Origin of the sequence: Pedobacter sp. BS3, assembly GCF_008274585.1 — a bacterium.
In the GTDB taxonomy this organism is placed as follows: domain Bacteria; phylum Bacteroidota; class Bacteroidia; order Sphingobacteriales; family Sphingobacteriaceae; genus Hufsiella_A.
Genome location: NZ_VTRT01000001.1, coordinates 236094 through 250325, shown reverse-complemented (window position 1 = coordinate 250325; position 14232 = coordinate 236094). Strand labels below are relative to the sequence as shown.

Genomic DNA, 14232 nt, shown 5'->3' with positions numbered 1-14232 from the left:
TTTACATTTAAAATGTACGTTAATTATAAAAGGGATTCTGGATAAATTTTCCTTTACCCTCTGATATCTTCCCCCTTGAGAATGGGAATACTTCTTTATACTTAGCGGTATAAGATGAGTGCCTTACCTCTAAGCAGCGGGAAACAAATTTATCATGCCTGATCAAATCTGCCCTGTACTGCCCGTTTTCGCACCAGAACTCATGGCTTCTTTCTGTGAGAAGCATATCGTTAAATGCGTTAAGGCTTGAATAATCTGCCAGTTTCACATCGCCAATCCCTGCCCGGTGCCTTACCTGGTTAATAAGGTCAATAGACTCCTGCGAAGGTGTTCCTGAACCATTGGCCAGCGCTTCCGCTTTAGAAAGCAATACATCCGCGTAACGATACATGATAATATCCACTGTAGAATAGCTTGTGGTACGGGCGGCGTCTTCATTTATTTTTAAGGGCAGTGGGCCATAGTTAAGGTATGAACCCGGATTAGCTCTGTTATAAGTTACACCGTTAACGTCTGTAAATTGAGTAATGAGCATTGTTTTTCTTTTATCAAGAGATTCAAACGTATCGTAAAACCACCAGCTGCTCTGTATGGTTCCCCAACCTCCTTTAGGCGCATAAACTCCCGGCAATACCATTAACTGCCATTGATTTTGGCTGGTTCCCTCATAATCACATGGAATAGCCCAAATCACCTCGGGGCTTTTTTTCGCTCCGTCTAAACCCCACATGCCTACGTAATCATCATCCAGGTGATAATAGTTATAACCAATGATGTCATTTGCAAGCTGTACTACTTTATCCCATCTTTTTTCGTGAAGGTTTAACCTGATCAACAGCATTTTTGCCAGGGCTTTATTAAACCGGCCATAATCTGCTTCTGCCGGGTACGGAAGATCTTCTGCTGCAGCCAGCAAATCCGCTTCAATAAAGTTCACCATATCGTCATAAGGCATTCTGGCAAGAGGTTGTTCTTGTAAGGGGTTTTTTAAAACTTCAAGGGGAGCTATAACTATAGGGCCGTAAAGGTCGAACAAGGTATAGGCCAATAAGCCCCGGGCACAACGTATTTCTGCAATCGCTTTTTTCTTTAACTCTTCGCTTACGCTGGATTCCTGAATCAGATCTATGGTCAAAGTCATCCGGCTAATTTTATTGTAAAAGCTATCATAAAAGTAAGTGATACCGGCTACATCAGGAGTATAACTATGTTGTGTAGCCTCCAGCTTTTCATCGTACCATCCGGTTAATATCTCGGTAGTACAATCACTTATCATCATTACGCCTCTTTCTGAGGTTGAGAATATTCCATCAAACCAGGATCCTCTTAATGGATAGTAAGCGGCGTTCACCATTGATTCTATGTCGGCGGCGGTTTTCGGGAAAATTGCCGGATTTATTTCGCCATAATCAACAGAAACCAAGTCTTTGGTACAACCTGCTAACAAAAACATGAGTGCTATGGTAAAAAATGTAATCTTTTTCATGTTTATATCTTTATATATTCATTTAAAATGTAATATTCAGCCCTGCGGTAAACGTTCTTACATTGGGGTAAGCCGCGGTATAAGAGTCTGTTTCGGGATCTACCCCTGTGTATGGCGAAATCACAAAAAGATTATATGCCGAAACGTTTATACGGGCAGAAGAGAAGGTGCCTTTAAGCCATCTGGTAGGTAAATCGTACCCTAAAGACACGTTTTGCAACCTGATAAACCAGGCATCCTGCATCAAAAAGTCTCCTAATCCGTCTGGAGAGGAATCTGCAAAAGAGCTGGGTACTGTAGTAGATGGATTTGTTGGTGTCCACCTGTTTTTTACACTGGTGAGTGCATTGTAACCTTGATCCGCAATGCCGTATGCGCTATATCCGTAGATTTGGAAATTAGGATCAATCATTTTTCTTCCTAATAATCCGTTAAAATCGAAATTCAGGCTGAATTTTTTATACTTGATGATATTGGTTAAACCTACCATATAACCCGGGTCTGAAGTGCCCAAAAGCACATTGTCTGCTTCATCTATAATTCCGTCAGGCTGTCCGGTTCTTTGGAACCTTCCATTTTCATCTACTACCGGAATACCCGCTCCGTCTCTTTTAAAGCCGTTGATATCCCGGATTTTTACTTGTCCCGGTTTCAGGTTTGGTTGTGCTGCCGGTATTGGCTCGCCAATTTGTAGTATTCCGTCTGATAATCTTGTATAAATAGGCCTGATAGGGTCTTTGGCATTCTCGTATACAGAAGGTTTCCAGTCTGGCGCTCTCTCCAGCCAGTTGTCTCTGTAAAGTGAGAAATTTGCGGTTGTCCTCCATTGAAAATCTTTTCGCTGAATATTCCGTGTGCTCACACTCACTTCTATACCTCTGCTTCTTGTTTTCCCAACGTTTGCAATAACTTGGTTTACTTCATTATAAGAGTTTAAAAATTTGGTGTCTAACAAATCAGAAATCACATTATTATATAGCTCTACAGAGCCTTCTACTTTCCCGTTAAAAAGCGAGTAGTCTATACCCAGGTTGGCGCCCGTAGTGGTTTCCCATTTTAAATCCGGGTTTTCTAACCGGGATAAGGATACCGCTATCATCCTGGCATCATCCTTTGATAACCATCCGGGATAAGCGCTGTATGCGGGGAATGCGTTGCTAACTACACTGCCAAACTTATCAAGTGCTGCTGAGCTAATTGTCGCGTTACCGGTTTGCCCGTAACTGAAGCGGACCTTAAGCTGGGAAACCGTATTCTTTATGTTCTGAAGAAAAGGTTCTTCCGCTACGTTCCATGCTATTGCGGCAGATGGAAAGGTTGCCCATTTATGATTTCTGGCGAAAATACTGGATCCGTCTGTACGGATGGTGAAAGTGAAAAGGTATTTGCTTTTATAATTATAATTTAAACGGCTGAAATAAGAGGCAATCATGTTCTCTGAACGGTAGGAACTTGAGGGCAACTGCAGACTACCGGCATTTAAGTTGTTCCATAAAAAAGCGTCTGTAATAAAGCCGGACGCGGCGCTGCTTCCGGAGTTTTCAATAAATTTTTGTCGCGAAGCACCTCCTAACAATTCAAATTTATGCCCATCTCCAAATGTTTTGGTATAATTAGCGGTTGCTTCTAACAGGTAATCATCCTTATCCAGGTTGCTAATAGAGGCTCTTCCCCCCTCTAATGCGCCATGTATGGTTGTTCGTGGCAGATAGGTAGAACGTTTGGTATAACCTCTATCCATTCCGGCTTTAAGCCTGATGGTTAAATCATTAATAGGTTTTATATCTACAAAGGTATTTAGTAGCATCCGTTCAATACGGCCTTTATCAGAAACAGTCAGTAACGATGCCGGATTAGGTTGCAAAGGCAGTTCGGGGTTGATAGGGTAATTCCCGTCTTCATCGATGGCTGGAATATGAGGTCCCATCTGGATGGCCGCCCTCAAAATCCCAGAGTTTTCCCAGTTGTTACCGCCCAATTGGGTATTATCATTATCTATCCTGCTACTGGTGAGGTTTAGCCCTACTTTGATATATTTAGTTATTTCCTGATCGATATTCGCTCTCATGGAATATCTATTGAATTTGGAATTTTTTACAACCCCATCCTGACCAAAGTAATTTCCTGATAATAAATATCTGGTTGTTTTACTGCCTCCCGAAAGTGATATATTATGTTGCTGTGATTTGCCGTTTCTCATTACCAGATTAAACCAATCGGTACCTCTGCCTACATTGTTGATGGCATTTTGTGTATATAGTTGTTGGTATGAGCGGCCATCTTTTGGGTTGGCTTCTGCTTCAGCAAGTGTTTTGCTTCCGTAAGGAGTAACCTCGTTATCCCACATCCATTTTTCGAACCTGGCATCGTTCCGAACCTGCATCCATTCATTCAATGGCAGCACTTCAAATGAATTATCCCATTTTTGAAAAGAGAAATTGTTTGAATAATCTACCTTCGTTTTTCCTTCTTTACCTCTTTTGGTGGTAATTAAAATAACACCGTTAGCGGCCCTGGAACCGTATATAGAGGTAGCGCTCGCGTCCTTTAAAACCTCTATTGATTCAATATCATTAGGGTTAAAAGAATTCAACATGCTTTGTGTACCGCCATCATAACGGTTGCCTGTACCTGGCTGCTGTAAATCCGAAATCGGGAAACCGTCTACTACAAATAGCGGTTCATTACTGGCATTTACTGAACCGGCTCCGCGTACTAATATATCCAGACCACCGCCAGGCTGCGCACTGTTTTGGCGAATGGTTAAGCCCGCCACCTTTCCTTTCAGCATATTGCCAACTTCGGGTCCTTGAGAAACAACTAAATCGGCGGCTTTTACAGATGAAACCGCCCCGGTCAAATCTCTTTTCTTTTGAGTACCATATCCAATTACTACCAGCTCTTCGAGTGTCTGGCTGCTTACTTCTAACGTAATTGCGAAGTCACGCTGGCCCTTTACCGGGATTTCCCGGGTAACAAAGCCCGTATAAGAAACAATAAGTATGGCATCTGATTTTACCGATTTAAGCGTGAAATTCCCATTTACATCGGTTACTGTACCGATGGTAGTTCCTTTAATTTTTACCGTTGCCCCGGGCAAAGTCTCGCCATTGGCATCGGTAATTTTTCCTTTAATATCGTTGGTTTGGATCAGCATGGTCATCCCCTTAACCGATGCGGGCTTGATGAGGATGGTTTTGTCTAATATCTCCCAGGTAAAAGGCTGGGATGAGAACGTTTTAAGCAATGCTTCTTCTACCGAAACATTTTTAACTTCTACAGTTACAGGCGAAGCCCGCTGTAAATATTCTGAATCGTAAAAGAAGGCATATCCACTTTGCTGACGTATTTGCTTAATTACTTTTTCGAGCGAAGCGTTTTTTACTGATAAACTTATCTGTTGAGAATAAACTGCAGCCCGCAGGTTCAAACAAGTGAGCAGGGTTAATATAGCAGCCAGTTTCATGATCAATAAAATTTTTGATAATGCTTTAGGACAATAAATGCCCGCAGTATATGTTACGCATACACTTTTGTCATGAATAGTATAATTCATACATTTGTATAAGTTAGGGTTATAAATCAATTAATTGCTTAGCCGTTGTTAATTGCATAAACCTTATAGCTAAGGTGTTCCACCACCTTTTTTAAAGGCCTCTTTCGCAAGAAGAGGCTTTTAAGTTTTTGGGCTTATACAATAAGATTGTATCTCATTGCAGCATAGATATCCTCCTTTCTTCTATTTTAAATTTCAATCCGCTTGTTTTTTCCATCATTTGTAGTACCTGTGATAATTTTACATTTCGCGAAAGAATACCGTTAAACCGTTTTCGCGGCATATTATCCGCATCGATCTCAACATCATACCAACGTGAGAGCTGACGCATGATGAGCGCTAACTCCGTATTATTGAAATAAAACAATTCATTTTTCCAGGCTACAGCTTCATCCATGTCAATACCTGTTGCCAAATGGATATCACCTGATTCAGTAAGCTGCGATTGCTCGCCTGGTTTAAGCATTTGTACAGCACCGGTTTTAATGGATGAAACCTTTACGGATCCCTCCAATAGGGTAGTTTTGGTGATTTTTTCATCGGCATAGGCGTTCACATTAAAGTGAGTACCCAGCACTTCTATTTCCTGCGTTGCGGTTTTAACAATAAACGGCACCTTCCTTCCTTCCGCCTTACCGCCTTCCACCTTTTTAGCTACTTCAAAATAAGCCTCGCCATTAAGCTCAACAACCCGGCTTTTTCCGGTAAACAGGGCAGGAAATCTTAAAGAGCTGGCGGCATTAAGCCATACTTTTGTTCCATCCCGAAGCGTAAGCTGGTATTGCCCGCCGCGGGGAATGGTAATTGTATTAAACAAATTCTTATTCGCCGGAACCGGCCTGCCCCGGGTTGCTGTATACACAATTTGCCCGTTATTCAGCTTGCTTATCTGTACGTTTCCCTGCTTGGCCAATATACCTGTACCTGATTCGTCCAGATTAAGCTGTGAACCGTCTTCCAGCGTAAGCACAGCTCTGTTTCGTCCCGGATTTACATCGTGCTCAAAACGTTTACTTTCATTGTGGGCCAGCATGCCGGAGTTATTACCGGTTTTGAGATAAACTAATACTGAAATAAAGATCAACGCAACAGCCGCGGCTATTTTCAGATAAGGGAATGGTCTTTTATATTCTGTATAACCGGGTAGATTTGCAGTAATACGGGCATGCAATTCGGTTTCAAGCTGATACTGTTCGCCTAATTTTTCACTATCCCAGCCTGCATCTTCCTGAAGCTGGTTATAGTAATGGTTATATAAGGCAACTTCTTCTGCGGTTGCCGTTCCGTTACTGATCTTTTCTGCTAATTGTTGAAATTCGTTCTTTTCCATTCAGGGCTTTCTGTATGTATGGCACTTATAAAGTGCCTAACCCCTAAACGGTTTAAAAAAAATTTATATAGTTGATGTTAGAGCATATTTAAATTTTGTGTATGTGGTCATTGTGAATGGATGGTGGAGACACCGTCCATGGCCTCAGCCGGGGCTGACCAAAAAGCTCCCGTCATCCCGATCCCGAAGTTTCGCATAGGCGTCAAGATAAGAGCTAAAAAGCCCTTGCCGTCCGCCCCGAGTACTCGGGGGATCCGGAATCTCCTAAATAGCAGCATAAGCGCCGCTTTACTCCCGAAGTCTCGGGATGAATCAAGTTCAGGGTGACGGGGTTCCGGGCTTTTTAGCTCTGTCTGTGCTGACACTTCACCTGCTACTTTTTTCAAATAACTATCTAATAATCAATAAATTGATAACAAAACCCTGAAATTATCTTGATGCCTATACGTACGGGAGGGATCGAAATGACGCTACTTTTTGGCTTTTTGGTCAGCAGCAATAAAAACATTGATTTCATGAAATTTAAACGTGTTCTAAAGTAGTGGCATATTTTATCCTGAGTGATTACATAACACGTCGGGTTGATTTTATGCAACAAAAATGCTCATCAATAGATTAATAATCATTGACGGCAATGCGAATGGCCGGGATCTTGCAACGCCCGGCTTTTAGGCTTAACACTATTAAGTTACCTCTTAAGGCTACTACGATATCTTTTTCGATGGTGTAAGGATATGCCCCATCTTATCGCGTTTGGTTTGCAGGTACAGTTCGTTATGCTTGTTAGACGCTATCTGCAAAGGCACATTATCAACTACCTCCAGACCGTAACCAATTAAGCCGGCACGTTTGGTTGGATTGTTCGACATCAGGCGCATTTTGGTAACACCCAGGCTGCGTAATATCTGGGCGCCTACACCGTAATCGCGTTCGTCGGCTTTAAAGCCAAGCTCTAAATTAGCGTCTACAGTATCCAGGCCGTTCTCCTGCAAATTATAGGCATGCAGCTTATTGATAAGCCCAATGCCTCGGCCTTCCTGGTTCATGTAAACAATAACACCTTTGCCTTCTTTTTCTATCAGCTCCATGGCTTTGTGTAACTGGGCGCCGCAATCGCAACGGCATGAACCGAAAATATCGCCTGTAACGCATGAGCTGTGCACACGGGCCAGCACGGGCTCATCAGGCTGCCAGCTACCTTTTATCAGTGCCAGGTGATGAGCGCCTGTATCGATCTGCGTATAAGCTACCATTTCAAAATCGCCCCATTCGGTAGGTAGTTTTACAGATACTTCTTTTTTAATCAGCGACTCTGTCTGAAGCCGGTACGAGATCAGATCGCGGATAGAAATAATTTTGAGATCAAATTTCTTGGCAATTTCCATCAGCTCAGGCAAGCGGGCCATTTCGCCGTCCTCTTTCATGATCTCTACCAGCACACCGGCAGGTTCCATACCAGACAGCGCAGCCAGGTCAACCACAGCTTCGGTATGCCCGGCACGACGGATTACACCGCCCTCTTTAGCCCGCAACGGAAAAATATGCCCGGGACGACCTAAATCTTCGGGTTTGGTGGCAGGGTCAATAAGCGCCTGTATGGTTTTTGCACGGTCTGAGGCCGATATACCTGTGGTACAACCGTTACCGATCAGATCAACAGAAATGGTAAAATTTGTTTCGTGCAGGGCGGTATTATTACCCACCATGAGGTCTAACTTAAGCTCGTCGCAACGTCCGGCAGTTAAAGGTGCACAAATTAATCCCCGCCCGTGCAGGGCCATAAAATTGATAATTTCGGGGGTAACGTTTCGTGCTGCGGTTACAAAATCTCCCTCGTTCTCGCGGTCCTCATCATCAACAACTATAATAATTTTGCCGGCTTTGATATCGTCAATAGCCTCTTGTATGGTATTTAGCTTTACTTGCATAAGTACCGCAAAATTACAGAGCCTGAATGGTTTTACTATAATTTAAACGTAAATAAACTATGCCTTGGTTTTCTTTCGGGAAAACAGTTTCTGGAAGAACCGTTTGTACACATCGATATCAAACAACGCCGAATCTACCGTGGCTTTATAGGTAAGGAACATACCCAGCGGGGCCAGGACAATAATGGCGATCCACATGCCCCAGATAGGCGAAATATCACCTTGCTTGGCCGATTTTTCGCCAATGGTAGAAATAATGTGATAGATCAGGAAAAAGATAATAGACATTACAACCGGCAGTCCCAGGCCACCCTTACGGATGATGGCTCCCAGCGGTGCTCCTACCGAAAACAGGATCAGGCACGATACAGAAAGCGTAAATTTACGCTGATATTCAATAATGTATCTCCTGATGCTTTGACTGTAAGTAGTATAGGTCTCAACCTTTAACGATAGTGTATTTTTAATGCTGTTCAATTCGCTCTGGGCATTTGTCAATGCCGAAACGCGTTCATCCTTAGGGATAATATCCAGAACGGTATTAGCATAGTTTTTTATGGTTCTTACCGGGTGCTTTGCAGTATCTCTGAACAGGAAATACCGGTAGTTGTACTTAATGTTATTAAATATGGTATTTACGTTGCTGTCTATTTCACGCTGGGTAGAATCGCGATAGTATCTTAACTGCCTGATATTCAACATGGCGTAATTCGACTTGAACAGGTTTTCATCGGTACGCTTCATCTTAAAATCCGAAAGGTCGAATTTTTGCTCGGTCTCTTTAAAACGGTAACGTTTAAATTCCTTCCTGGGATCATAAACGCCTCTTCCGCTTGAATTTTCCTCATATCGTACGCCATCATACAATTTCAGTATCAGGTACTGATCATCTGCAGAGCGGTACATTTTACCGGTTTTAGCCATCAGGGTATTGACATTGCCGGTATTGGGATTATTCTCGTAAATTAAAACGCCATGTAAGGTCTGTCCGTCTTTATCTTTTTTATTTACCTTGATAGAATAACCGCGAATGCTGTTGTTAAAAATGCCTTCTTCTATTAAGAATGCGGCTTTCTGGTTACGCACATCATACAACAGCGAGCCCATTTTGAGGTTGGCCACCGGCAACATGTAATCTGAAAATAAAAAAGCGCCGATGCTCATCAGCCCTACGGTTATGATCAATGGCATCATGGCCCGCTGTAAAGATACACCGGATGATTTTATAGCCACCAGCTCATAGTTTTCGCCCAGGGTGCCAAAGGTCATGATCGATGATAAAAGCATGGCCAGCGGCAATGCCATAGCCACGTTGGTGGCCGATGCATACCACATTAGCTGCAAGATCACGTACCACTCAAAGCCTTTGCCGATCAGGTCATCGATGTATTTAAACAAAAATAGCATCAACAACACGAACATAACGATGAAAAACGTGACTATAAATGGCCTGATGAAGGCCTTTAAGACCAGCAGATAAATCTTTTTCACGTTACAAAGTTAGGATTTTACCTGTATCTCAGGCGCCTAAAACACTTACCAGGTATTGCATCTGGTTATCCCAGATCAGCTTGCGTTCTTCTATATTTTCGGGGGTAGCAAAATCGGTTATTGCCAAAGCAACGTCGTTGGTCAGCTCATCCTGGATAATTTCCATTTCGAAATAGCACTGCGGTTCGTCATCCAGCCATTTGAATTTTACCAGCTTGTTCTCTTTCATTGATAACAGCTTGGCTTTATGCTCCTCGTTATCCCAGGTAAAGGTGTAGATCTGGTCTTTATACTCCACATCATCTGCAAACCACTGCGCTAATCCGTTAGGTTCATTTAAAAAGCTGAACAAAATTTTCGGTGACGATTTTACCTCGTATTCTAATGTAAATTTCTTTTTTTCTGCCATTATAAACAGGTGTAAACGTTGTATGTCTTTAACATTCGTTTCTAAAGAAAAGTATTTTAAACTACAATTGCAAACCATTTTTAGCAGGCGGCAAACTTTAGGCTTTCTCTTTGCAGATATCCGGCAATTTTTAAAATTGCCAGAATATGGATCAATAGCACTGCCCTGGCCAATTTAAACCGGATGGAGCGGATACCGGCCTCGTGTGGAATGCTTGCAGGCGTATGAGCGGACAGCCGGGCTACCGGAACCGATAATTACCGGACCTTGCTTTTCTAAAAAAATCAACTATTAATATTAAAATCCTGCTGCGAGTGTCGTCCTTTAATTATCTTGCACCTTTTACTTCAATCTTAGGCCTTACCTTCTTAGAACGTTTCTAAATAAATTAAAATGCTTGCCATAGCCATAAAGCGTTTCTAAATTAAGATATTTTTGCGGCGTAAACTAAATACATAATCTAAAATGAGTAATTCCGGAAAGGCTTTTTCCTCGTCGATAGGGAAAAAATTAGTAATGGGCATAACCGGCCTGTTCTTAATTTTATACTTAATTATTCACTGCTTTTTAAATTCATTGATTTTTGTTAACGATGGCGGTTTAACCTTTAATGAAGGTGCTCACTTCATGGCAACCAACTGGTTGATCAGGGCTATGGAGGTAGTGTTATTTTTAGGATTTATTGTGCATATCGTGCAATCGGCACGCTTAACCATAGAGAACCGGGCGGCACGTCCCGTTAAATATGCGTACAACGACGGTAACGCTAACAGTAAGTGGTACTCGCGGTCAATGGGCTTATTGGGTACAATACTGCTGATTTTCCTGATAGTACATTTATCAAACTTTTGGGTGGTATCGCGTTTTACCGGTATCCCAACTACCGATGCCAACGGTCACGATGACTTATATGCCGTGATGAAGCTCACCTTCCAGAACGTCTGGATTGTGATTTTATACGTGCTGGCAATGGTTTCTCTGGCCTATCACCTGCTGCACGGCTTTCCTTCGGCATTTCAAACCATGGGCTGGAACCATAAAAAATACACGCCCATTATAAAAAAGGTAGGATTTTGGTATTCCATTATCATCCCGTTAATTTTTGCGCTGATGCCAATTGCAGTTTATGCAGGCTTAATTTAATAATCAGGTAGTACGAATAGCTTAACAATCATGTCAGAAATAAATTCACATATACCAGAGGGAGAATTAGCACAGAAATGGACAAAGTACCGTTCTTCTGTTCCATTGGTTAATCCCGCAAATAAACGAAGCCTTGAAATTATCGTGATCGGTTCAGGATTGGCCGGCGCTTCGGCAGCCGCGTCTTTAGCCGAAATGGGCTATAAGGTTAAATGTTTCTGTTTCCAGGATTCACCCCGCCGTGCACACTCCATTGCCGCACAGGGCGGTATCAATGCCGCAAAAAATTACCAGAACGATGGCGACAGTGTTTACCGTTTGTTTTACGATACCATTAAAGGCGGCGACTACCGCTCACGCGAAGCCAATGTGTACCGCCTGGCCGAAGTTAGCGCCAACATTATAGACCAGTGCGTGGCGCAGGGCGTTCCGTTAGCCCGCGAATATGGCGGATTACTGGATAACCGCTCGTTCGGAGGGGTTCAGGTTCAGCGTACGTTTTACGCCGCCGGGCAAACCGGTCAGCAATTGCTGCTGGGGGCTTACAGCGCACTCGAACGCCAGATAGGTATGGGTAAGGTAGAAATGTACGCCCGCCACGAAATGCTGGATGTGGTGGTGATAGACGGCAAAGCCCGCGGTATTATTGCCCGTAACCTGATAACCGGCGAGCTGGAAAGATATTTCGGCCATGCCGTTTTACTCTGTTCCGGTGGTTATGGAAACGTGTTTTACCTGTCTACCAATGCCATGGGAAGCAACGTTACCGCCGCCTGGAAAGCGCACAAAAAAGGCGCATTCTTCGGTAACCCCTGCTATACGCAGATACACCCAACCTGTATTCCCGTTTCCGGCGACCATCAGTCAAAGCTTACGCTGATGTCCGAATCGTTGCGTAACGACGGTCGTATCTGGGTTCCGAAACAAAAAAATGACCCTCGTAAGCCAACAGACATACCCGAAGAAGAACGCGATTATTACCTGGAGCGCCGTTACCCGGCTTTCGGTAACCTGGTTCCCCGCGATGTGGCATCGCGTGCCGCGAAAGAGCGTTGCGATGCCGGCTACGGCGTGGGAGCTTCCAAATTAGCCGTTTATCTTGATTTTACAGCCAATACCGAACGTTACGGACGTATAGAAGCCACCAAACAAGGAAATCATAATCCCGATAAGGAAACCTGCATGCGCCTGGGTCGCGAGGTAATTAAGGAAAAGTACGGTAACCTGTTTGATATGTATAAACAAATTACCGGCGAAGACCCTTACGAAACACCCATGCGGATTTACCCTGCCGTGCACTATACCATGGGCGGTCTTTGGGTTGATTATAACCTGATGACCACTGTACCGGGATTGTATGCGCTGGGCGAAGCCAATTTCTCAGACCACGGCGCTAACCGCCTGGGCGCATCCGCACTGATGCAGGGCCTTGCTGACGGTTATTTTGTAATACCGTACACCATTGGCGCTTACCTGTCGAAGGAAATTTCAACCAAGCCCATCCCAACCAGTCACCCGGCGTTTGAGGAAGCGGAAAATAATGTAAGAAATACCATTAAAAAGCTTTTTGAGATTAAGGGAACCAAATCGGTTGACCATTTCCACAAGGCCCTCGGTAAAATTATGTGGGATAAATGTGGTATGGCCCGTAATGCGCAAGGGTTGCAGGAAGCCATACAGGAGATCAGGGCATTGCGTGAAGAATTCTGGAAAGATGTACGTGTAACCGGCGATGCCAATGAATTTAACCCGGAGCTTGAAAAAGCAGGCCGCGTAGCCGATTTCCTTGAATTGGGCGAATTGATGTGCATCGACGCTTTGCATCGCAATGAAAGCTGCGGCGGCCATTTCAGGGAAGAATATCAGACCGAAGAAGGCGAAGCGCTACGCGATGATGAGCATTTCTCATACGTAGCCGCCTGGGAATATCAGCCGGGCACAAGCTTCACGCTTCATAAAGAAGACCTGAATTTTGAAAACATCAAAGTAGCACAAAGAAGTTATAAATAGACGTTAGATGTGAGACATTAGATGTGAGATAGTGAATCTCATGTCTCAAATCTCAAATCTCAAATCTGAGAACCATGAGTACAGGAAATATGAACTTAACGCTGAAAGTTTGGCGTCAAAAAAACAGCAAAGACCAGGGCCGTTTGGTAGATTATAAGGTAAGTGATATTTCGCCCGATATGTCTTTTTTAGAGATGTTTGACGTATTGAACGAGCAGCTTATCAGCAAAGGAGAAGAGCCAATTGTGTTTGACCACGATTGCCGCGAAGGAATTTGCGGTATGTGTTCCATGTTTATCAACGGACGTCCGCACGGACCAAAACAAGGCATTACAACCTGCCAGCTGCACATGCGTTCGTTTAAGGATGGCGATACCATTGTGGTAGAACCATGGCGTGCACAGGCTTTTCCGGTTATCAAAGACCTTTCTGTTGACCGTTCCTCATTCGACCGTATCATTGCTGCTGGCGGATTTATCTCGGTAAATACCGGAAGTGCACAAGATGCCAACAATATTCCTATTCCGAAACAAGATGCCGATGCCGCTTTTGAGGCAGCAGCCTGTATCGGCTGCGGCGCCTGTGTGGCAACCTGCAAAAACGCGTCAGCCATGCTGTTCGTATCGGCTAAAATATCGCAGTTGGCGCACCTTCCGCAAGGGCAGCCGGAGCGTTACCGCCGGGTACAAAGTATGGTGGCACAAATGGATGCCGAAGGCTTTGGAAATTGTACCAATACCGGTGCCTGCGAAGCCGAATGTCCGAAAGGTATCTCGCTGGAAAACATTGCGTTAATGAATCGCGATTATTATTCTGCCAAATTTCTTAAAGAAGAAGAAATACATTAACTTTGCAGCACGAGGCAAGGAGGAGATTAAC

General features: G+C 43.7%; 9 protein-coding genes. 3 read left to right on the top strand and 6 right to left on the bottom strand.

Features of this window, described 5'->3' with window-relative positions:
* Nucleotides 1–19 precede the first annotated feature (19 nt).
* The 6 genes from FW774_RS01035 to FW774_RS01010 all read right to left on the bottom strand — a co-directional run bounded on the left by FW774_RS01035 (nucleotide 20) and on the right by FW774_RS01010 (nucleotide 10200).
* Complete coding sequence (locus tag FW774_RS01035) at nucleotides 20–1486, bottom strand: RagB/SusD family nutrient uptake outer membrane protein (protein ID WP_149346309.1); 1467 nt, start codon at nucleotides 1484–1486, stop codon at nucleotides 20–22.
* Nucleotides 1487–1508: 22 nt separating this feature from the next.
* Complete coding sequence (locus FW774_RS01030; protein WP_149346308.1) at nucleotides 1509–5042, bottom strand: TonB-dependent receptor; 3534 nt, start codon at nucleotides 5040–5042, stop codon at nucleotides 1509–1511.
* 154 nt (nucleotides 5043–5196) lie between these two features.
* Nucleotides 5197–6372: a FecR family protein gene (locus FW774_RS01025; RefSeq protein ID WP_149346307.1), complete on the bottom strand. Its 1176-nt coding sequence runs from the start codon at nucleotides 6370–6372 to the stop codon at nucleotides 5197–5199.
* A 704-nt stretch (nucleotides 6373–7076) separates the two neighbouring features.
* Nucleotides 7077–8300, bottom strand: coding sequence for a bifunctional 3,4-dihydroxy-2-butanone-4-phosphate synthase/GTP cyclohydrolase II (locus FW774_RS01020; RefSeq protein WP_149346306.1), 1224 nt, complete (start codon nucleotides 8298–8300; stop codon nucleotides 7077–7079).
* 57 nt (nucleotides 8301–8357) lie between these two features.
* The gene (locus tag FW774_RS01015; protein WP_149346305.1) at nucleotides 8358–9791 is read right to left on the bottom strand and encodes an LptF/LptG family permease; all 1434 of its coding nucleotides are present in this window, start codon (nucleotides 9789–9791) and stop codon (nucleotides 8358–8360) included.
* Nucleotides 9792–9819: 28 nt separating this feature from the next.
* A complete protein-coding gene (locus tag FW774_RS01010; RefSeq protein WP_149346304.1) occupies nucleotides 9820–10200 on the bottom strand; it encodes an START-like domain-containing protein in 381 nt (126 codons plus the stop codon).
* A 465-nt stretch (nucleotides 10201–10665) separates the two neighbouring features.
* On the opposite strand from FW774_RS01010, the gene FW774_RS01005 reads away from it, so the two are divergent.
* The 3 genes from FW774_RS01005 to FW774_RS00995 all read left to right on the top strand — a co-directional run bounded on the left by FW774_RS01005 (nucleotide 10666) and on the right by FW774_RS00995 (nucleotide 14201).
* On the top strand, nucleotides 10666–11343 hold the full coding sequence (locus tag FW774_RS01005; protein WP_149346303.1) for a succinate dehydrogenase cytochrome b subunit: 678 nt from the start codon (nucleotides 10666–10668) through the stop codon (nucleotides 11341–11343).
* A gap of 30 nt (nucleotides 11344–11373) precedes the next feature.
* Entirely contained in the window at nucleotides 11374–13353 is a 1980-nt protein-coding gene (locus FW774_RS01000; protein WP_149346302.1) for a fumarate reductase/succinate dehydrogenase flavoprotein subunit, read from the top strand.
* A 74-nt stretch (nucleotides 13354–13427) separates the two neighbouring features.
* A complete protein-coding gene (locus tag FW774_RS00995) occupies nucleotides 13428–14201 on the top strand; it encodes a succinate dehydrogenase/fumarate reductase iron-sulfur subunit (RefSeq protein ID WP_149346301.1) in 774 nt (257 codons plus the stop codon).
* Nucleotides 14202–14232: the final 31 nt, after the last annotated feature.

Coding starts and splice junctions, on each gene's coding strand:
- FW774_RS01035 (WP_149346309.1), bottom strand. CDS start 1,486: ATGAAAAAGATTACATTTTTTACCATAGCACTCATGTTTTTGTTAGCA.
- FW774_RS01030 (WP_149346308.1), bottom strand. CDS start 5,042: ATGAATTATACTATTCATGACAAAAGTGTATGCGTAACATATACTGCG.
- FW774_RS01025 (WP_149346307.1), bottom strand. CDS start 6,372: ATGGAAAAGAACGAATTTCAACAATTAGCAGAAAAGATCAGTAACGGA.
- FW774_RS01020 (WP_149346306.1), bottom strand. CDS start 8,300: ATGCAAGTAAAGCTAAATACCATACAAGAGGCTATTGACGATATCAAA.
- FW774_RS01010 (WP_149346304.1), bottom strand. CDS start 10,200: ATGGCAGAAAAAAAGAAATTTACATTAGAATACGAGGTAAAATCGTCA.
- FW774_RS01005 (WP_149346303.1), top strand. CDS start 10,666: ATGAGTAATTCCGGAAAGGCTTTTTCCTCGTCGATAGGGAAAAAATTA.
- FW774_RS01000 (WP_149346302.1), top strand. CDS start 11,374: ATGTCAGAAATAAATTCACATATACCAGAGGGAGAATTAGCACAGAAA.
- FW774_RS00995 (WP_149346301.1), top strand. CDS start 13,428: ATGAGTACAGGAAATATGAACTTAACGCTGAAAGTTTGGCGTCAAAAA.